Origin of the sequence: Mobilicoccus massiliensis, assembly GCF_000826525.2 — a bacterium.
GTDB classification, from domain to species: domain Bacteria; phylum Actinomycetota; class Actinomycetes; order Actinomycetales; family Dermatophilaceae; genus Mobilicoccus; species Mobilicoccus massiliensis.
Window position 1 is genome coordinate 67,488 of sequence record NZ_LN651325.1, and the last position, 19,322, is coordinate 86,809.

Annotated in this window: 16 protein-coding genes; 8 read left to right on the plus strand and 8 right to left on the minus strand. The window is 71.2% G+C overall.

Features of this window, described 5'->3' with window-relative positions; all coding sequences use genetic code 11:
* The first annotated feature begins 660 nt into the window (after positions 1-660).
* From BN1197_RS02030 to thrC, 4 genes are all read left to right on the plus strand, one after another.
* The gene (locus tag BN1197_RS02030; RefSeq protein WP_141397183.1) at positions 661-2,037 is read left to right on the plus strand and encodes an HD-GYP domain-containing protein; all 1,377 of its coding nucleotides are present in this window, start codon (positions 661-663) and stop codon (positions 2,035-2,037) included.
* Positions 2,034-3,371, plus strand: coding sequence for an HD-GYP domain-containing protein (locus BN1197_RS02035; protein WP_052465870.1), 1,338 nt, complete (start codon positions 2,034-2,036; stop codon positions 3,369-3,371). Before BN1197_RS02030 ends, BN1197_RS02035 begins: the two co-directional genes overlap by 4 nt.
* A 67-nt stretch (positions 3,372-3,438) precedes the next feature.
* Entirely contained in the window at positions 3,439-4,737 is a 1,299-nt protein-coding gene (locus BN1197_RS02040) for a nucleotide sugar dehydrogenase (protein WP_040155751.1), read from the plus strand.
* A gap of 131 nt (positions 4,738-4,868) precedes the next feature.
* Positions 4,869-6,329, plus strand: coding sequence for a threonine synthase (thrC, locus tag BN1197_RS02045; protein WP_040155753.1), 1,461 nt, complete (start codon positions 4,869-4,871; stop codon positions 6,327-6,329).
* 3 nt (positions 6,330-6,332) lie between these two features.
* Here the strand turns inward: thrC and BN1197_RS02050 are convergent, their stop codons facing one another.
* From BN1197_RS02050 to wecB, 5 genes are all read right to left on the minus strand, one after another.
* The gene (locus BN1197_RS02050) at positions 6,333-7,121 is read right to left on the minus strand and encodes a GNAT family N-acetyltransferase (protein WP_040155754.1); all 789 of its coding nucleotides are present in this window, start codon (positions 7,119-7,121) and stop codon (positions 6,333-6,335) included.
* Entirely contained in the window at positions 7,118-7,717 is a 600-nt protein-coding gene (locus BN1197_RS02055) for a Uma2 family endonuclease (RefSeq protein ID WP_052465871.1), read from the minus strand. Before BN1197_RS02055 ends, BN1197_RS02050 begins: the two co-directional genes overlap by 4 nt.
* 115 nt (positions 7,718-7,832) lie before the next feature.
* Positions 7,833-8,399, minus strand: coding sequence for a dienelactone hydrolase family protein (locus BN1197_RS02060; protein WP_040155757.1), 567 nt, complete (start codon positions 8,397-8,399; stop codon positions 7,833-7,835).
* Between the two features lie 26 nt (positions 8,400-8,425).
* Entirely contained in the window at positions 8,426-9,748 is a 1,323-nt protein-coding gene (locus BN1197_RS02065; RefSeq protein WP_052465872.1) for an HNH endonuclease signature motif containing protein, read from the minus strand.
* Positions 9,749-9,962: 214 nt separating this feature from the next.
* The gene (wecB, locus tag BN1197_RS02070) at positions 9,963-11,045 is read right to left on the minus strand and encodes a non-hydrolyzing UDP-N-acetylglucosamine 2-epimerase (protein ID WP_040155759.1); all 1,083 of its coding nucleotides are present in this window, start codon (positions 11,043-11,045) and stop codon (positions 9,963-9,965) included.
* Positions 11,046-11,303: 258 nt separating this feature from the next.
* Here wecB and BN1197_RS02075 point away from each other — a divergent pair, with 258 nt between their 5' ends.
* The 3 genes from BN1197_RS02075 (at position 11,304) to BN1197_RS02085 (ending at position 15,274) form a co-directional block, all read left to right on the plus strand.
* A complete protein-coding gene (locus tag BN1197_RS02075) occupies positions 11,304-12,398 on the plus strand; it encodes a DegT/DnrJ/EryC1/StrS family aminotransferase (RefSeq protein ID WP_040155760.1) in 1,095 nt (364 codons plus the stop codon).
* Complete coding sequence (locus BN1197_RS02080; RefSeq protein WP_040155767.1) at positions 12,398-13,387, plus strand: Gfo/Idh/MocA family protein; 990 nt, start codon at positions 12,398-12,400, stop codon at positions 13,385-13,387. The genes BN1197_RS02075 and BN1197_RS02080 overlap by 1 nt, the downstream gene beginning before the upstream one ends.
* Positions 13,388-13,537: 150 nt before the next feature.
* Positions 13,538-15,274 carry a SpoIID/LytB domain-containing protein gene (locus BN1197_RS02085; protein WP_052465873.1) on the plus strand — a complete coding sequence of 579 codons (1,737 nt, stop codon included), beginning with the start codon at positions 13,538-13,540 and terminating at the stop codon, positions 15,272-15,274.
* Between the two features lie 90 nt (positions 15,275-15,364).
* Here the strand turns inward: BN1197_RS02085 and BN1197_RS02090 are convergent, their stop codons facing one another.
* The gene (locus BN1197_RS02090) at positions 15,365-16,021 is read right to left on the minus strand and encodes a CoA transferase subunit B (protein WP_040155769.1); all 657 of its coding nucleotides are present in this window, start codon (positions 16,019-16,021) and stop codon (positions 15,365-15,367) included.
* 1 nt (position 16,022) lies between these two features.
* Complete coding sequence (locus tag BN1197_RS02095) at positions 16,023-16,805, minus strand: CoA transferase subunit A (protein ID WP_040155771.1); 783 nt, start codon at positions 16,803-16,805, stop codon at positions 16,023-16,025.
* Between the two features lie 234 nt (positions 16,806-17,039).
* Here BN1197_RS02095 and BN1197_RS02100 point away from each other — a divergent pair, with 234 nt between their 5' ends.
* The gene (locus BN1197_RS02100) at positions 17,040-18,563 is read left to right on the plus strand and encodes a peptidoglycan-binding domain-containing protein (protein WP_141397184.1); all 1,524 of its coding nucleotides are present in this window, start codon (positions 17,040-17,042) and stop codon (positions 18,561-18,563) included.
* Here the strand turns inward: BN1197_RS02100 and BN1197_RS02105 are convergent.
* Positions 18,544-19,281 carry a TIGR03089 family protein gene (locus BN1197_RS02105; protein ID WP_052465874.1) on the minus strand — a complete coding sequence of 246 codons (738 nt, stop codon included), beginning with the start codon at positions 19,279-19,281 and terminating at the stop codon, positions 18,544-18,546. The genes BN1197_RS02100 and BN1197_RS02105 overlap by 20 nt on opposite strands.
* Positions 19,282-19,322 lie beyond the last annotated feature (41 nt).

The following is a 19,322-nucleotide window of genomic DNA, read 5'->3' on the forward strand; positions in this document are numbered from 1 at the left end:
CTTCCCACAGGCCCCGGCCGCCGCCGAAACACAGGCCCGGCCTGCTCTGAAAATCGCGTAGGCCGCCGGGCGCATGGTTCTCCCCGTTCGGCGACAACTCGAGGTGTCGAGTGCGATATCGTCGCGGCGTTCATGCCGCCAATGGCAGTATGAATATCTCGTGCTTCCCCTTTGTTCACCTGCACTTCATTCTTGGACAACTGTCCAAAACGCCGTTCGGACGTCCGACCAATGGTTATCGTCTTGTAAATCCGGCAAAGAGTCCGCAAGCAAAAGCGACACGGACTTTGTCGGGCGTCCGAAGCTGGCTATATTCGAAATGCGTTCGAGGCCGATGGGGGATTGGTTCGAGAACGCACCTCGAAAATTCGACATTCGCCGGCCGCTCCGACGCTCAACGTGAGAGTCCTTGGGGGAGAGGTGCGGCGGCGGTTCACAGAGATGGAGTTGATTCCGATGCGTACGTCCCGTTGTTGGTGGTGGACCCCCTCCTTCTGAGGACGGTCCCCTCCCGCTCAATCGGCATTCCTCGCCTAAGATCGAGGAATGATCAGCCCGAAGTCCCGACGCCCACCCCCGGCCGAGCCGGAACGGGCCGAAGGATTACACGACGCCCGTTCCGACTCCCGTCGGGGCGGGCGTCCTGGCATTCTCATGCCGGTGGTCGTCACCGCCGGTCTCACTATCGCGGTCACCGCCCTCGCATATCCCCAACGCGCGACGACTCTGGGTGATGCCTTCTCCTTCACCGTTCTGCTCGTCGCCGCCGCAGCGAGCGCAGAGCTGAGGTTCGGCAGGCGTGAGGAGCGCGTCTCCTTCTCGTTCACAGCCGTGGTCCTCCTCGCCGCGATCCCGCTCGTCGGCCCGCTCGGGGCGGTACTGCTCGGCTTCGGCGGCGCGGTGCTCGACTCCCGGCAGGACTGGTGGCTGGTCTCGGTCTTCAACGGCCTGATGTTCGCCCTGTCCTCCGCGGTCGCCTCGCTCGTCTACGGCGCGAGCGGGGGCGCGTTCCTGTTCTCCGGTGACCTGCTCGTGGACGGGCGGCTCGTGGTGGCCGCCCCCACGCTCGCATCGGCGCTCACACGGCACGTCGGCGGCCCGCTCCTGCTCGCCGACGCCGCCTTCCTCGCGACCAACCTCGTGGTGCTGCTCGCGATCACCGCGCGGGACACCCAGGGGCCGGGGCGCCGTGTCGTCGCCGGCGGCGTGTTGCGCGGCGTTCCGATGTTCCTCGCGTGGGCCGTGGTCGCGTTCCTCGTCGTCGCGTTGTGGGGCCCCGGCCGGCTCGATGCCATCGCCCTGCTGCTCGTCGTGGCGCCGCTCATCGTCACCCGTCACATGCACGGCCTGTTCTCCGCCGAACGCCGGGTGCGGTTCAGCATCGTCGATGCGCTCGCGGATGCCGGCGCCGACGACGGGCGGAAGGCGCACGGCGAACGCGTCGGGCGGTACGCCCTGTCGATCGCGAGCGAGCTGGGCCTGCGCCCGACCGACAGGTCGGGCCTCGAGTACGCCGCCCGCCTGCACACCGTGGGGGTGCACGACGGGTGCACGGCCGAGGTGCGCGTCGGCGCCCGCGAGGCCTCGACCACGGCGGCGCGGGCGGCCGACGAGGTGCTCGGACGCATCGAGTTCCTCACCCAGGCCGCGCAGGCCGTGCGGCACGAGTCGGAGTGGTTCGACGGCACGGGGGGCCCCGACGCTCTCGCGGGCGGTGACATCCCGGTGCAGGCCCGCATCCTCGCGGTCGCCGACGCCGCCGACGTCCTCGTCAACGAGTCCGACGCCGATGTCCCGGGGATCGAGGTCCTCCGTGTCCTCCGCGAACGGGCCGGGACGCAGTTCGATCCGCACGTGGTCGACGCCCTCGCGCGGGCCCTGCGGTTCGACGCGTTCGGGGAGGTCGAGGCGTCGTCGGCGCAGGCGGTGGATCCGCCGCGGGAGGCGTTCACGCCCGCACGGCTTCGCGGGCGCACCGGCCGGCGCGCCCCCGGCCACGCGGCGTCGGCGAATCCGGCGAGCGGGGCGGACCGATGAGGACCCCGCGCCGCTTCAGCGTCCTGCTCGCGCGCCTGCTGTTCGCGCTGGCCTCGGTCGTGGCCCTGATCTCGGCCTCGGGCGCCTGGCCCGCCGAGGGGCCGTGGGGCGGTGAGGCGCTCCTGCTCCTGTTGTTCTTCTCGACCATCCTGTCGGGCTCGACGATGCAACGCTACGACCGCGGCCGGTCCACACGAACCGTCGACGTCGGAGCGACGGCCGCGCTCGCCCTGACGGCCGTCTTCGCGCTCCCCAGCCACGCCGTCGACCTGTCGACGTCGCAGATCGTCGCCGTCGTCGCCCTGGGCCTCGTGGGCGGCGGGATCATCGGGACGCCTGCCCCCCACCGGCCCGCGCTCGCCCTCGTGCTGCGCCGCACCCTCCCACGCATCCTCACGGTGGCGGTGCTCTCGTTCTTCCTGCGCGACCTCGGCGGCAGCCACGCGCTGCTCGAGGTGCTGCAGACCGGGTCCGCCAAGATCACGGCCCTGCTCCTCCTGGCTCTCCTCTACGTCGCCCTCGTCGTCGAGGCGCCGGTGCGCGCCGAGCTCAACCGCCGCCCCGACGAGACGCGCCGCGTCGCCCACGTCGCCGAGCTGGGCGAGAGCCTCTCCCTCGGCATCATCCCGGCATCGACCGCCGTGCTCGTCGCGATGGCGCAACCGGTCCTCGGGTTGCCGGCGCTGCCGCTGCTGCTCCTGCCACTCGTCTTCAACCAGGTCGCCGTACGGCGGCACGAGGAGATGCGCGAGCACTCCCACCAGAGCGTCGTGGCCCTCTCGCGAATGCCCGAGGCGCTCGGGGTCGTTCGCGCCGGGCACGCCGCGCGGGTCTCCCGTCTCGCCGGCGACCTCGCTCGCGAACTCGGGCTCGGGCGGCGTGAGGTCCTCGAGGTCGAACGTGCTGCCCTGCTGCACGATCTCGGCCAGGTCCGGTCGGCACGCGCCGTGCCGTCGGGGGCGACCGTGCTCGCCGCTCCGGCCGATCAGCAGGACATCGCCCAGACGGGGGCCGACATCGCCCGGCGCACCGGGGTGCTCGACGCCGAGGCGGATGTCATGCAGGCCCAGGCGTCGCCCTATCACCACCACGTCTCGCACGCACACGCCCTGCCGCTCGGTAGCCGCATCCTCAAGGTCGCCAACGCCTACGACGACCTGCTCACCGGGGAATCGGCGGGGCTGCCCCTCGACGACCCGGAGGCCGTGCTCGAGCGGATCTACCTGGGGTTGGGGCACGAATACGACCCGCGGGTCGTGGACGCCCTCGACCGGGTGCTTCACGACGGGGTGTCGGCCACCGGTGCCGCCGTCGGTGACGACTCGAGGACTTAGGATCGGCGCGGACCACATTTCGACACACCGCAATCTCGGCGTCAGGCCGGAAGTGAGGAATTCGCTCGTGAACATCACCGTCGTGGGCCTCGGCAAGATCGGCCTCCCGCTCGCCGTGCAGTTCGCCAGCAAGGGCCACCGGGTCCTCGGCGCGGACGTCAACCCGGCCGTCGTCGAGAGCGTCAACGCCGGCACCGAGCCGTTCCCGGGCGAGGCGGATCTGCAGACCAAGCTCGGTGCGGCGGTCGAAGCGGGACTCATCGAGGCCACCACCGACACGGCCTCCGCCGTCGGCCAGTCCGACGCGGTCGTCGTGGTCGTGCCGTTGTTCGTCGACGCCGACGGCAAGCCGGACTTCGGTTGGATGGAGTCGGCCACCAAGGACATCGCCCGCGGCCTCAAGCCCGGCACGCTCGTCTCCTACGAGACGACGCTGCCCGTGGGCACGACCCGCGACCGGTGGAAGCCGATGCTCGAGCAGGGCTCAGGCCTCGTCGAGGGCCAGGATTTCCACCTCGTCTTCTCGCCCGAGCGGGTGCTCACCGGCCGGGTGTTCGCCGACCTGCGCAAGTACCCCAAGCTCATCGGTGGTCTCGATGGGCTCGGCGGGCCCGGCGCTCGCCGCGGCACCGACTTCTACGAGGCCGTCCTCGACTTCGACGAGCGCCCCGATCTCGAGCGCGGCAACGGCGTGTGGGATCTCGGGTCGGCCGAGGCCGCCGAGATGGCCAAGCTCGCCGAGACCACGTACCGCGACGTCAACATCGGCCTCGCCAACCAGTTCGGACGCTTCGCCGCGGCGCACGGCATCGACGTCTACCAGGTCATCGACGCGAGCAACTCCCAGCCCTACAGCCACATCCACCGGCCGGGTATCGCCGTCGGCGGTCACTGCATCCCCGTCTACCCGCGCCTGTACCTGTGGAACGACCCCGAGGCGACGGTCGTGCGCTCCGCCCGCGAGGCCAACGCCGACATGCCCGTCTACACCGTCGGCCTCGCCAAGGGGGCGGCCGGTGACCTCGCCGGCAAGAAGGTCGTCGTGCTCGGCGCCTCCTACCGCGGCGGAGTCAAGGAGACGGCGTTCTCCGGGGTCTTTCCCACGGTCGACGCGCTGCGGGCCGAGGGCGCCGACGTGGCCGTGCACGACCCGATGTACTCCGACGAGGAGCTGCAGAAGTTCGGCTGGGCGCCCTACCACCTGGGCGAGCAGGTCGACGTCGCGATCGTCCAGGCCGACCACGCCGAGTACGCAAGGCTCGGCAAGGACGACCTGCCGGGAGTCTCGGTCGTCGTCGACGGTCGCAACTTCCTCGACCCCGCCCGGTTCGGCGACGTCACCTTCCGCACGGTCGGCCGCGCCTGAACCGGCCCGCCGGCGTCTGAGCCCCGCGCGTCGGATCACGGGTTCCACGCGCTGATCCGCCGCACCGGGTGCCGCGTCGACACGTGGACGCCTCCGAGGGGCGGAGTGGGCTGCGACCTACCCTGGGTGACGTGCGCTATCTCTCCACTCGTGACCCGAACGGCGACGCGTCCCAGCGGTTCTGCGACATCCTCATCGGCGGTCTCGCGCCCGACGGCGGCCTGTACCTGCCGCAGAGCTACCCGCAGGTCGACGCGTCGACGCTGGCCCGGTGGCGGCGCATCCTGGACGAGGAGGGTTACGCGGCGCTCGCACACGCGATCCTCTCGCTGTTCATCGACGACATCCCGAGCGAAGACCTGCGCGGCATCTGTGAACGCGCCTACACCCGCGAGAAGTTCGCGACCGACGAGATCGTGCCCGTCACCCATCTCGACGACCGGCTGTTCATCGGTCATCTGAGCAACGGGCCGACGGCCGCGTTCAAGGACATGGCGATGCAGCTCCTGGGGGAGCTCTTCGAGTACGAGCTGGCGCGGCGCGACTCCTCGCTCGCGATCCTCGGCGCGACCAGCGGCGACACCGGCAGCTCGGCGATCTTCGCGATGAAGGGCCGCGAGCGGATCCACGTCTTCATGCTCAGCCCGCTCGGGCGCATGACGCCGTTCCAGCAGGCGCAGATGTTCAGCGTCGACGACCCGGCCGTGGTCAACATGGCCGTCGACGGCGTCTTCGACGACTGCCAGGACATCGTCAAACAGGTCGCCTCCGACCTCGACTTCAAGGAGCTGCACCGCCTCGGCGCGGTCAACTCGATCAACTGGGCACGACTGCTGGCGCAGGTCGTCTACTACGTCGCGTGTTGGCTGCGAGCCACCGCCGACCTCGAGGACCCGGCCGGGCAGCGCATCTCCTTCTCGGTGCCGACCGGCAACTTCGGCGACGTCTGCGCCGGGCACGTCGCCAAGCAGATGGGGGTGCCCATCGAGGCGCTCGTCGTCGCCACGAACGAGAACGACGTGCTCGACGAGTTCTTCCGCACCGGCGTGTACCGGGTGCGCACGAGCGCCGAGACACACGAGACGTCGTCGCCGTCGATGGACATCAGCAAGGCGAGCAACTTCGAGCGGTTCGTCTTCGACCTCCTCGGCCGGGACGGCGCCCGCACGGCCGAGCTGTTCTCCGGCCTGGGCACGGGACAAGGCTTCGACCTCTCCGGCGATCCCGCGTTCGCCGACGCCCGGGAGCGGTACGGGTTCCTCTCGGGCACGTCCACCCACGCCGACCGCGTCTCGACGATCGCCGCGGTCGAGCGGCAGTACGGCGTCCTCGTCGACCCGCACACGGCCGACGCGCTCAAGGTCGCCTTCGACGTCCTCGACGCGGGCGAGGTCACCTCACCGATCGTCGTGCTCGAGACCGCGCTGCCGGTGAAGTTCGCCGAGACCATCCGTGAGGCCGTGGGGCGCGACCCCGAGGTGCCCGAGCAGTTCGCCTACCTCGCCGATGCCGACCGGCGGGTCGTCGAGGTGCCCAACGACGCCGAGATCGTCAAGAAGATCATCGTCGAGACCCTCACCGCCGACGCCTGAGGCTCACCGCCGCCACTCGTACGGGGTCGTCGTCGTGACGCGCTCGAAGCCCGCGCGGGCGAGGATCGGTCGCGAGTACTCCGTGGAGTCGCTGTGTAGGTAGTCGAAACCGCGCGCGATCGCCGAACGGGCACGCGCCGCGGTCAGAGCGCGGTAGATGCCGCGTCCGCGCTGGTCACCGCGTGTCGCTCCGCCCCACAGACCGGCGATGCGGCTGCCGGCCACGGGCTCGAGACGCCCGCCGCAGACGAGCTCGCCGTCGAGATCGGCGACCCACACCTCCATGTCGTCGCGGCCCAGGGAGAGCCGGTGGAGGAGGGCCTCGGCGATCCGATCGCTCGGGGGATCGCCGAACGCCTCGTCGGTCATCGCGCACATCGCCCGCACGTCTCGTTCGGAGTGGATGCGGCGGATCGTCACGCCCTCGGGCAGGGGAACGTCGACGGCGAGGTCGCCGGCGCGCCCGATCATCACCGACTCCGCCTCGTCGGGGGTGAATCCGTGTGATGTGAGGGCGCGTTCGAGGACGTCGCCGTTCGGGTCGTGCGCGCGCGTCTTCCACTCGACACGCTCGATGTCGGGATCCTCGACGAACGTCGTGAGCACCCGGTCGACGAGCCGGGCGATCTCGTCGTCTCCGAGGCCGGCGAGCGCCTCGTGCCGGTGGGTGACGAACCCTCGCCCGCCGGTGAACCTCGCGACGACGACCTCGCCGTCGGCGCGCACGGAGACGGCTCCCGGCACCTCTCGCTCGCCCCGGATGTCGTCGTACGCACGCAGGAGTTCGTTCATGCCCCGAGCGTGCCGGGATCGCGCGGCGGGCGTCCACCGGATTGTCGGGCCAGGTCGCTCGGGACGACGTCGATCTCGAACGGCCGGTGCGTGTGAAAGGCCGACTCGCCGACCGAGTGACCGGCCTGCACGTATCGACCGTCGTGCAGCTCCCAAGCCCTGATCCACGGCTGCCCGCCGTCATCCCCAGGATCGACGGCCCAGTAGGTGGGGCACCCGGCGAGTTCGTAACGCGTCTTCTTGAGCCCCAGGTCGATCAGTCGGGTGCTGGGGGAGAGGATCTCCACCGCGAGCAGCGGCGGCCCCGTGAGCCCGGTTTCGTCGAGTGCATCGGGATCGACCACGACGAGATCGGGCTGGACGACGGCGTTCGGCGCCAGCCGCACCTCGAAGGGGGCCGCGAAGACCTCGAGCCCGGCCGGGCAGGCGGCGCAGAGCGCGAGGAACAGTCGACCCGACACCCGCTGGTGCCGCGGGACGGGTGCCGGGGTCACGATGAGCGCACCGTCGACGAGCTCGTAGCGGTTCCCGTCATCGGGCATACCGGCGAGGTCGGTCGCCGTGAAGCGGTGGGTGGGCAGCGTCACAGAGGTCATGTTCTCGTCTCGGCCAGATGGCGTCCAGGGTCACGTCGTCATCGTCGGCGCGCCATGGACGGCAGTGGTGCCCCACCGGGTCCTCGTCCACAACGAGCACGGCCGGCCGCAAGCATTACGCGCTCAGACGCCTCGCGATCCGGTCGACGACCTCGGCGGTGAGGGCCGGGTCGTGTTCGGGGAGGGCGGGCTCGGTGAAGAGATGCCCGGCTCCCGGGGCGACGACGTGCTCGAACGTGGCACCGGACTCGCGGACGACGCGTTCGAGGTCGCTGACGTCGGCGCTGTTCACCCACGGGTCGTCGGCGTAGTGGTGGACCTGTACCGGCACGCCGGGCCACGCCCCGCGCACGGGGTTCGTGTTGCCGATGAGGACACACAGACTCATGGCGGGGCGTTCGGCGGTGAGGCGCTGCGCGAACGACGCCCCGAGCGAGAGTCCGACGAACGCGGCGTCGCTCGGCACCCCCACGAGGTCGTCGCGCACGCGGTCGAGGAGGGTCCGGTAGCCGACCTCGTCACGGTGGGCGACGCCGCGGGCCTCGTCGGTGAAGACCTCGCCGCGGTAGTAGTCGGGGGTGATCACCTCCCGCCCGGTCGCAGCGCGCAGGTCCTCGGCGAGCGCGAGGGTGCCGGGTGTGAGCCCGTAGGCGGCGTGAAGGACGACGATCGGTGCGGGCATGGCACGACCATAGGCGCGGGCAGAGGTCATCGGTCGGCGAGCCGTCGAACGCGCGGGGTGTTGCCGATCGGGCTGCCGTCGGATCTGCGCCAGCGCACACCGGTGTCGTCGACCGTCGCGGTGTGGCCGTGGCGGTGGACGAGCGTGTGGTGATGTCGACACAACAGGGCGAGGTTCGTCATGTCGGTGGGGCCGAACGTCGCCCAGTGGCGGATGTGGTGCCCGTCGCACCATCCCGGCGGTGCTCCGCAGCCCGGATAGGTGCAGCCCCGGTCCCGCACGTGCAGGGCCGCTCGCTGCGCCGGGGTGACGAGGCGGGTGGCGCGGCCGAGGTCGAGCACGTCGCCGGCGCTGCCGAGCACCGCCGGGATGATCTCGGCGTCGCAGGCGAGCGTGCGGGCCTCGGCGGGGGAGAGGGTCTGCCCGAGCGCGGTGGAGGCGGATCCGGTGCCGGAGACGAGGTCGGCGAGGGTCATCGTCACGGTGACGCGGGCTCGCGCCCCGCTGCCCGGGACGTCGACGCGCGGGGTGGTCGCGAGGCCGGCGAGACGTACGATCGCGTCGGCCCGGCGCTGCCCGGGAGTGCGCAGGTCGGCTTCGACGACGTCGCCCCGGTCGTCCTTGACGGGGGCCGGCGCGGAGAGGGCCTGGATCGCCGCGGTGACGACCGCCTCCGAGGCCGGGTCGAGACGAGGTGTGGCGACGAGCATGCCGGAGCGGTCGGGCCGGAATCCGGAGAACTCCCGCAGCCGGTGCTGCCGCTCGTGCTTCTCGTCCAACTGGGTTGCGGTGCCGTACTGACCGAGGACGGCGTCCTCCATCGCCCGCAGCCTGCCCGGTGAGGCGCCGGAGGCGGCCCAGTCGACGACGATCTGGGCGAGGGCGTCCCAGTCGGGATAGTCGACCGAGGCTCGCAGTCGGCGGAAGATGCGCGCCACGAGCCCGGCGGACTCGACCGGCAGTCGCCCGCAGGTGACCGCCTCACGGATGCGCTCGGCGTCGGGCCCGGCGCACGTGAGCGCGACCTCGTGCAGATCCCGCGCCGCGCGCCGCGTGACCGGCACCCCGCCCTCGCGGCAGGACTGCTCCACCCACCGCTGGGGCCGCGGATGATCGGAGGTCGCGATGACTCCCCGCGAGGAGGCCTCGAGCACGACGGCGGCCTGGGCGGCGTCCGCCGCCGCCGCCACCGCGGCCGCTTCCGCGGCGAGGGCCGCGAGATCGTCGGACATCACACCCGCGAGGTCGCCGGGAATCCCGACGAGCAGCTGCCGAGCCTCCTGCAATCGCGCGAGAACATCACCGTGGCCCGCCGGGGGCGGGAGTTCGATGACGGGCGCCGTGGTCATGCCTCGATTCTATCGAACGCGCATTCGATCAACGCCTTATCCACAGGCGAATTCGTATGCGGCACAACGTCTCCCGCCGGGGCGGAGGCGGGCGTGTGCTGCGCTGAATGTCCATGTGCGCCAACGGGTTTCATGGCCCTGACGTGAGGGCTTGCGATGTGAACTGCATCACACTCTGACGCGTCGTGCAGACGCGCCGGCGCAGGCCCTGCCCTCAGCGCGCGCGTTCCATCAGTACCCGCGCGACCCGGTCGGCGGTGTGACCATCGCCGTACGGGGTGCCGCGGTCGGTGGTGGGGGCCTCGCGCAGGGCGACGTCGGCGAGCCGGGTGAGGTCGTTGTCGAGGATGTTCCAGCCGCCCTCGAGCGTCTCGACCCACTCGGTCTCGGGGCGGATCGTCGTGCACGGTGTGCCGAGGAGATAGGCCTCCTTCTGCAGGCCACCGGAGTCGGTGACGACGCCGGCGGCGCCCATGACCGCGCGGACCATCTCGGGGTAGGCGAGCGGGGTGGTGCCGAAGAGGGATCCGCCGACGAGGTCGAGCCCGTGCTGCTGGGCCTTGGCGACGAGCCGGGGGTGGGCGAGCAGCACGACCGGTGCGGGGGCCGCGCGCAGCGCGTCGAGGATCGCGCCCAGACGTTCGGGGGTGTCGGTGTTGTCGGGGCGGTGGATCGTCGCGAGCAGGAACGGCCGGGACAGGTCGAGGTCGCCGACGCCGGAGACGTCGAGTGCGTCGCTGAGCGGCGTGTCGGCCACCTGGTCGCGCACCTTGAAGCACACGTCGGTCATCACGTCGCCGACCATGATCGACCGCTCGGCGAGGCCCTCGTGCGCGAGGTGGCGCATCGCCTCGTCGGTGGGCGCGAGCAGCAGGTCGGCGGCGTGGTCGGTGAGCACCCGGTTGTGCTCCTCGGGCATGCGCCGGTTGAACGAGCGCAGGCCCGCCTCGAGGTGCGCGACCGGCAGGTGCATCTTCACGGCCGAGACGGCCGCGGCGAGCGTGGAGTTCGTGTCGCCGTAGACGAGGACCCAGTCGGGACGGTGCTCGTCGAGCACCGGGTCGAGCCCGGCGAGCATCGAGCCGGTCTGCACACCGTGGCTGCCGGAGCCGACGCCGAGGTGGACGTCGGGCTTGGGGATGCCCAGGTCGTCGAAGAACACGTCCGACATCACGGCGTCGTAGTGCTGCCCGGTGTGGACGATGACGTGCTCGACACCCGCGGAGGTGAGCGCGGTGGCGACCGGGCCGAGCTTGACGAACTGCGGGCGAGCGCCGACGACACTCAGAACCTTCATCGGGGTGACCTTTCACGTGCGGACCTGGTGCGACGGTAGGCTGGCGGGCGGTGACGGCCGTGCCTGACGCCGCCCATTCTGCCCCGAGCACCAGCGCGGGGCGTGGACCGGCTCGATGCCGCGTCGAGACGACACTCGGCGGGGGCGCCACGTCCGGGATGGGTGCGGGGGGCAGCCGTCGGCGCACTGAGGGCCCGCGACCTCCTGGTCGAGGGTCATCGACGATCAAGCGGTACGCCTGGAAGGGGCAACCTCGACATGACCGACTTCATCCCTCCCGCCAAGCCCCTCATCGGTGATGAGGAACGCGCAGCGGTCGACCGGGTGCTGCGCAGTGGAATGCTCGCCCAGGGCCCGGAGGTCAAGGCGTTCGAGCAGGAGTTCTCCGAGCACTTCGGCCTCGGTCGCGAGTGCGTGGCCGTGAACTCCGGCACGTCGGGTCAGCACCTGGGCATGCTCGCCGCCGGCGTCGGCCCCGGTGACGAGGTCATCGTGCCGTCGTTCACGTTCGCCGCCACGGCGAACTCCGTGGCACTCACGGGGGCCACACCGGTGTTCGCCGACATCGAGGAGGGCAGCTTCTGCCTCGACCCGAAGAGCGTGGAGTCGGTCATCACCGAGCGCACGGTCGGCATCATGCCGGTGCACCTCTACGGCCACCCGGCGAACATGCCGGCGCTCATCGAGTTGGCCCGCCGGCACGACCTGATGATCTTCGAGGACGCCGCGCAGGCACACGGCGCGTCGCTCGACGGCACGCCGGTCGGCGCGTTCGGCGCCTGGGGGATGTTCAGCCTGTACCCCACCAAGAACATGACCTCCGGTGAGGGCGGAATGGTCTCCTGCGAGACCCCCGAACTGGCCCGCAAGGTGAGGCTCTACCGCAACCAGGGCATGGAGAAGCAGTACCACAACGAGGTCGTCGGCCTGAACAACCGCATGACCGACATCCACGCCGCGATCGGCCGTGAGCAGCTGAAGAAGGTCGACGCGTGGACGCGCACGCGTCAGCAGAACGCCGAGTTCCTCTCGGCCAACCTCGAGGGCGTGACGACGCCGCCGGTGGCCGAGGGCGCGGTGCACGTGTACCACCAGTACACGATCCGGGTGCCCGAGGGCCGCGACGAGTTCTCCGCGGCGCTCAAGAGCGAGTACAACGTCGGCTCGGGCATGTTCTACCCGGTGCCCAACCACGAGCTCGCCCCGTTCGCGGGCAACGCACACGCCGACCTGCCGGCCACGGCCAAGGCCGCCGCCGAGTGCCTGTCGCTGCCGGTTCACCCGAGCGTCGACCGTTCCGGTCTCGAGCGCATCGTCGAGGCCGTCAACGCGCTCGCGAAGGCGGGTGCGTGATGGCGAACCTGCGCGCGGGCCTCATCGGCCTCGGCATGATGGGCCGCCACCATGGCCGCGTTCTCGCCGGCCTCGAGGGCGTCGACCTCGTCGCGGTCGCCGACGCGAGCGGGCAGGATCCGCACGGAGTCGCCAAGGGCCGCCCGTTGCTGTCGAGCATCGACGAGCTCATCGAGCAGAACCTCGACTACTGCATGGTGGCGGTGCCCACCGCCTACCACGTCGACGTCGCGCTCGCCCTGGCCGACGCCGGTGTGCACGCGATGATCGAGAAGCCGCTCGCCACCGATACCCCGGGCGCTCAGAAGATCGCCGACGCGTTCTCCGAGAAGGGCCTGGTCGGCGCGGTCGGTCACATCGAGCGGTACAACCCGGCGCTGCAGCAGGCCAGGGCCCGCATCGAGAACGGTGACCTCGGCGACGTCTACCAGATCATCACCCGGCGCCAGGGTCCGTTCCCGGCCCGCATCGCCGACGTGGGCGTGGTCAAGGACCTCGCGACCCACGACATCGACCTCACGAGCTGGGTGCGTCAGCAGCCGTTCGCCGCGGTCGCTGCGCGCACCGCCTACCGCAGCGGTCGGGAGTTCGAGGACATGGTGAGCGTCACCGGCCAGCTCGCGGACGGCACGATCACGAGCCACCTCGTCAACTGGCTCAGCCCGTTCAAGGAGCGCATCACGGTCATCACCGGCGAGAAGGGCGCGTTCGTCGCCGACACCCTCACCGCCGACCTCACGTTCCACGCCAACGGCAACGTGCGCACCGAGTGGGACGACGTCGCGAACTTCCGCGGGGTCTCCGAGGGCGACGTCGTGCGCTACGCGATCCCCAAGCGCGAGCCGCTGCTCGTCGAGCACGAGAACTTCCGTGACGCGGTGCTGGGCAGGGACGCCGACATCGTCACCCTCGAGCAGGGGTCCGCGGTCGTCCGGGTCGCCGAGGCCGTCCTCGAGTCGGCTCAGGCCGGACGCACGATCGATCTCTGAGCCGAGCGCCGGCCCACGTAACCTCGATCTCTTTCGAGGATCGCACTCGGGCCTCTGACCTGCACTTTCGGTGCCGGGTCGGGGGCCTGAGTCGTGCCGGCGCCGGCCGAGACGGTCAAGTCTCGGCGGTCTCGGGCCGATGAGAGGGGCGTGAAGCCGCTCACCCTCGCCCGTGCCGCCGTCGTGCCCGCCCTCGGATTCGCGCTCCTCGCCGCCGATCTCGGCGTCGCCCCGATCGCCGCACACGCGGCCGATCCGGTGACGACCGTGCCGGAGGACGGACGGGTCACTCTCGACGGCCGAGGCTACGGCCACGGCCGGGGGATGAGCCAGTGGGGCGCGTACGGAGCCGCCGACGCCGGCCTCTCCTGGCCCCAGATCCTCTCGTTCTACTACCCGGGCGCCACGCAGGCCAGGCAGGCGAACTCGGAGATGCGCGTGTGGATCTCGCGGGACAACGACGGGATCACGAACATTCCCAAGCAGCTCGAGCTGCAGGCGATCGTCGGCCGCCAGAGCTACGGGCTGCCGGGCGGGCCGGGCCACGGGCCCTGGCGTGTCGTGCCGAGCGGTAAGGGCGTCGCGCTGCAGTTCATGGACATCAGCGGCACGTGGCAGAACTTCCGCATCCCGGCGACCGACACCGTGGTGTTCACGGCCGGCGACACCGTGGAGGTGACGATGCCCGGGGGTGCCGCCGAGGCGTTCCCCGGGCGGGTGATCGCCCGCCGCGAGGGGAACAAGGTCATCACCATCGTCTCGACGACGACGGAGCGCTACCTGCGCGGGGTCGTGCCCAACGAGATGCCGTCCTCGTGGCACAAGAACGCGATCGCGGCGCAGTCGGTGGCCGCGCGCACGTACGCCTCGGCCTATCGGGCACGCAAGCGGGCCGCCGGCGCCCCGTGGGACATCTGCGACACGGTCGCCTGCCAGGTCTACCGCGGCGCCGCGTCCTCGTCTCAAGGTCGCCGAACGCCCCTCGACGATGCTCGCGCCAACGCCGCCATCGCCCTCACCTCCGGCACGGTGCTCAAGACGCCGGGCAACAACTTCGTGTTCGCGGAGTTCTCGGCCTCCAACGGCGGCTACACCGTCGACGGCGGCGCGTTCTCGCAGGTCGCGAAGCCGGACCCCTACGACGGTCGCAAGCAGACCTCCGGAGGTGTGTGGACGAAGGACGTCGCCGCCGCCACGCTCGAGCGTCAGTTCGGCCTCGGCAAGCTCCAGTCGCTGCAGGTGGTCTCACGCGACGGCAACGGCACGCTCGGCGGCCGCGTCAAGACGGTGCGGCTCGTCGGGGCGACCCGCAGCGTCGACGTCAGCGGCGCCAAACTGCGCCAGGTGCTCGGGCTGCGCTCCGAATGGTTCGCGATCAGCGCCGCCGACGGCACGACGCGTCCGGGCACCCCCGGCCTGCCCGCTACTCCGAAACCGGCCCCCACGCCCGTCGGCCCGACCACGCTCGTCGCCGAGTGGAGCGGAGACCGCACTCCCGACCGCCTGCGCATCTCGGGCGGGCGGCTCGTCATCGAACGCGGTCTCGGCCGCGGTCGCTACGCCAAGGCCGCCCCGGTGGCGAAGTCGCCCACCCGCCTCGCCCGTCTCGTCGGCGTCGGCGACGTCGACTACGACCGTCGTGCCGATGTCGTCGCCGTCGACACGAGCAACCGCCTCGTCGTGCTGCGCGGGAACGGCAAGGCCGGGGTGCTCGCGGCCCGGACCCTCGGCGGAGGCTGGGGCGCGTTCCGAGCCCTCGAACTGCGCGACGTGACCAAGGACCGACGTGCCGACGTCATCGCGACGGCCCGCGACGGGCGGCGCACCCTGTACGTCGGCACCGCCAAGGCGACGGTCGTCAAGAAGGGCGCGTACACGGGCCGCTGATCTCGGGAGGCGCACACGAGGTGCCGACACGGCAACGCTCGGGCGAGCGGGCCACCGGCCCATCCGCCCGAGCGTGTGTGGAACGCCGACTCAGTCGCCCAGGTGGGTCGTCGTGATGTCGACCTCGAACGGGGCGTCGGTGCGCTCGCGCACCTCGTCCTCGGTGACACCCTCGGCGAGTTCGCGCAGCACGAGCCCGTTCTCGGTGACGTCGAAGACGCACAGGTCGGTGATGATGCGCTGCACGACACCCAGGCCGGTGATGGGCAGGGTGCAGGCGCGAAGGATCTTGGCGCCACCCTTGCGGTCGTTGTGGTCCATGAGCACGATGACCTTCTTCGCGCCGTGGACCAGGTCCATCGCGCCGCCCATGCCCTTGACCATCTTGCCGGGGATCATCCAGTTCGCGATGTCACCGGCCGCGCTCACCTGCATCGCACCGAGGATCGCGGCGTCGACCTTGCCGGCTCGGATCATGCCGAAGCTCGTTGCGGAGTCGAAGTACGAGGCGCCCTTGCGCACCGTCACGGTCTCCTTGCCCGCGTTGATGAGGTCGGGGTCGACGTTCTCCTCGGTCGGGTAGGCCCCGGTGCCGAGGATGCCGTTCTCGGACTGCAGGACGAGTTCGACGTCGTCGCCCACGTAGTTGGGCACGAGCGTCGGCATGCCGATACCGAGGTTGACGTAGTCGCCGTTCTTCAGCTCCTTGGCCGCGCGGGCGGCCATCTGCTCACGAGTGAGAGCCATCTCAGTTCGCTCCTTCGCTCGGGCTCACGGTGCGGCGCTCGATGCGCTTCTCGGCGGCCTGCTCGGGGGTGAGGAGGACGACGCGGTGGACGAAGATGCCGGGCAGGTGCACCTCGTCTGGGTCGATCTCGCCGGGCTCGACGAGTTCCTCGACCTCGGCGATCGTGATCCTGCCCGCCATGGCGCACGGCGGGTTGAAGTTGCGGGCGGCCTTGTTGAACACGAGGTTGCCGTACCGGTCGCCCTTCCACGCACGCACGATGCCGTAGTCGGTGCGGATCGCGTCCTCGAGCACGAACGTCTTCATCTCGCCGTCGACCTCGAAGGCCCGCGTGTCCTTGGGCTCGGAGGCCTTGACGACATTGCCGTCGGCGTCGTACCGCAGCGGCAGCCCGCCCTCGGCGACCTGAGTGCCGACCCCCGTCTGCGTGTAGAACGCGGCGATGCCCGCGCCGCCGGCCCGCATCTTCTCGGCGAGCGTGCCCTGCGGGGTGAGTTCGACCTCGAGCTCACCGTGCAGGTACTGGCGCTCGAACTCCTTGTTCTCACCGACATAGGAGGCCTGGATACGGCGAAGACGCTTGTCGCGCAGCAGGATTCCGAGCCCCCAATCGTCGACGCCGCAGTTGTTGGAGACCACTGACAGGTCGGAGGCGCCCTGCTCGTGCAACGCCTGGATCAGCGTCGAGGGGATGCCGCAGAGGCCGAAGCCTCCGACCGACAACGTGGCTCCGTCGGGGATGTCAGCGACCGCTTCGGCCGCGCTGTTGACGACTTTGTCCATGGCCCGGACTCTACCGGCCGAGACCGGTTCCAGGGGGCCCGCGCACGGGCGGTCCCGGGGCGGCGGAACGCCCGCGCGGGTGTGCGCAGGCGGTCTCCTGCGCGTCTTTCCTCAGGCTGCCGCCGGGGGCGCCGACGAAGAGGACGTCCCCCCCCAGACACGGCGGCCGATCCGGCCGCTGCCGCACGGCGTGCTCCACCTCTGCCTGCCGCCGTCGACTCCCCGGAGGCCGCCTTGACCCGTCACGACGCCGTGACCTCGCCCGCCTTACGCCGCACTCTCGCGATCGCGCTCGCGGGCGCCACGCTGCTCGGCGTCGTCGCCCAGAGCGCTGCCGCCGAGGGAGGCGACGAGCACGGCGCCGGCGGCCTCGTCCTGCGCGGCCCCGTCGCCGGTGCCCGCCCCCTCACCCTCGGTGTCATGCTCCCGACGCCGCGCAGCGCCGCGTCGCTGCCCTCGTCGCTCGACGCCCGCCCCACCTACCAGCCCGGGGTGTCGTGCGATCCCGTCGACCGCGCCGGCTCGGTCAAGCTCGGCCGGCTGCTCGTCGACACCTACCGCACGGGCGTCTTCGGAGTCTCCCGCAACTGCGACGGCACGCTGAGCGAACACCACGAGGGCCGGGCCGTCGACTGGATGCTCGACGTGCGCAACCCGGAGCAGAAGGCCGTCGCGGACGCGTTTCTCGCCTGGCTCACGGCGAACGACGGCGAGAAGGCGCGCCGTCTCGGCATCCAGTACGTCATCTGGAACCGGACGATGTGGCGGGCCTACGCGCCCGAGCGTGGATTCACTCCGTACTCCGGCGCCAGTCCGCACACCGACCACATCCACCTCTCGCTCACGTGGGACGGGGCGATGGGCCGCACCTCGTGGTGGAGCGGAGTGCCCCTGACCACGCAGGACGTTGGCACCTGCCGTGTCTATGCGGGCCAGCCCGCCCCGCTCTACACGGGCCGGCGTACGACGCCGTGCCCGTCGTGGCTGCCCGCGGCGCCACCCTCGCCGCTGCCCGTCGTCGCGATCGGATCGCGGGATCGTGCCAACGTCCTGCGCGGCCAGTTCGCGATCGGGATCACGGCCGACGGCGTCTTCGGACGCGGCACCCAGCAGGCCGTTCTCGCCTACCAGAGGGCCAACGGTCTGCCGACCTCCGGCGCGTTCGACAAGGCGACGTGGAACCGGCTCGTGCCGGCGGCACCGGTGCCCCCGGCGACGGTCGGGACTCCTGCGCCCGCCACCGGCAGCAACGACACGGCGCCCCGACCCGTCGTCACGGCACCCGAGCCCGCCGCCCCCAAGCCCAAGGTGGCGCTGCCGGCGACGGTCACCCGTCCCCTCGACGCGTACAAGAAGACGGTGCTGCGGCCGGGCTCGACCGGCACGCCGGTGCGGGCGCTGCAGTCGGCCCTCGGTGTGCGCGTCACCGGCCGCATGGACGCCGCCACCGTCGCCGCGGTCAAGAGGGTCCAGGCGCGCTGGCGTCTGCGGACGACCGGCGTCGTCGATCTGCGCACGTGGAATCGCGCGGAACTCACCCGCTACCCGTGGCTCGGATACACCAACAAGACGCTGAGGCGGGGATCGACGGGCCCGGCGGTCGTCGCGCTGCAGAAGGCCTTGAAGGTCGGTGCGGACGGGCAGTTCGGACCGGCCACCCAGCGTGCCGTACAGGCGGTGCAGTCGCGTTACGGCCTGACGGCCGGGGGCGTCGTCGACGTCGCCACGTGGCGCGCGATCACGCACGCGGCGCGCTGACCCCCTCGCTCTCGAGGACGTCGGCGAAGGCGCCGGAGGTCGGATCGCCGCCGTGATCGGCCTCCCAGGCGGGATCGGTGAGGACGACCGAGCCGCCCCCCGCCCACGCCGACGTGGCCGCGAGCAGGACCTCGGTGAGCGAGACCGAGCCGGAGACGTGGATCCGGTCGGCGGTGCCCGCGCCGACGAGGTTCGCGTACGCGATCTCACCCGCGGGGGAGTCGGCGACCAGGGCGATGTCGTCGTCGGAGGCGCGGTCGTAGGGCTCCATCTCGTCGGCGTAGGAGAGCAGGGTCGCGGCCTCGTCGATCACCCCGTCCGGCAGATCGACCGGGCTGCGGCGCGCGAGGGCCGCGCGGGTCAGGCCGACGACGACCTCCGCCGCCTCGGCGTCGACCTCGCCCGAGGCGAGGCGCTCGCCGTCGGCCACGAGCACGTCCACCCGTTCGGAGCCGTCGCGGGTCTGCACCGTTCCACCGACGGTCCATGTCGCGAGGGCCCAGACGAGCAGCCGCCAGTGCGGCGCACCCTCGAGCCGGACCCGCGTGCCGACCTCGGCGTCGAGGTCCTCCTGGAGCAGGTCAGCGGCCTTGGCGACCCACGTCGACAACACCCGGCCCGAGAGCTCGATCCGCTCGCCGGGGGCGTGCCAGATGATCCGGGGCCGGGCGGAGTCACCGGATCGCAGCAGTCGCATGAGCTCATCGGGACGCGTCATGCCTGCATTGCTACGGCACCATCGGCCTTCCGGGCAAACGC

Bases quoted from the DNA above. Each gene is read 5' to 3' on its own strand.
- BN1197_RS02035 (WP_052465870.1), top strand. From the start codon at position 2,034: ATGAGGACCCCGCGCCGCTTCAGCGTCCTGCTCGCGCGCCTGCTGTTC.
- BN1197_RS02050 (WP_040155754.1), bottom strand. From the start codon at position 7,121: ATGAACGAACTCCTGCGTGCGTACGACGACATCCGGGGCGAGCGAGAG.
- BN1197_RS02055 (WP_052465871.1), bottom strand. From the start codon at position 7,717: ATGACCTCTGTGACGCTGCCCACCCACCGCTTCACGGCGACCGACCTC.
- BN1197_RS02060 (WP_040155757.1), bottom strand. From the start codon at position 8,399: ATGCCCGCACCGATCGTCGTCCTTCACGCCGCCTACGGGCTCACACCC.
- BN1197_RS02065 (WP_052465872.1), bottom strand. From the start codon at position 9,748: ATGACCACGGCGCCCGTCATCGAACTCCCGCCCCCGGCGGGCCACGGT.
- wecB (WP_040155759.1), bottom strand. From the start codon at position 11,045: ATGAAGGTTCTGAGTGTCGTCGGCGCTCGCCCGCAGTTCGTCAAGCTC.
- BN1197_RS02075 (WP_040155760.1), top strand. From the start codon at position 11,304: ATGACCGACTTCATCCCTCCCGCCAAGCCCCTCATCGGTGATGAGGAA.
- BN1197_RS02080 (WP_040155767.1), top strand. From the start codon at position 12,398: ATGGCGAACCTGCGCGCGGGCCTCATCGGCCTCGGCATGATGGGCCGC.
- BN1197_RS02090 (WP_040155769.1), bottom strand. From the start codon at position 16,021: ATGGCTCTCACTCGTGAGCAGATGGCCGCCCGCGCGGCCAAGGAGCTG.
- BN1197_RS02095 (WP_040155771.1), bottom strand. From the start codon at position 16,805: ATGGACAAAGTCGTCAACAGCGCGGCCGAAGCGGTCGCTGACATCCCC.
- BN1197_RS02105 (WP_052465874.1), bottom strand. From the start codon at position 19,281: ATGACGCGTCCCGATGAGCTCATGCGACTGCTGCGATCCGGTGACTCC.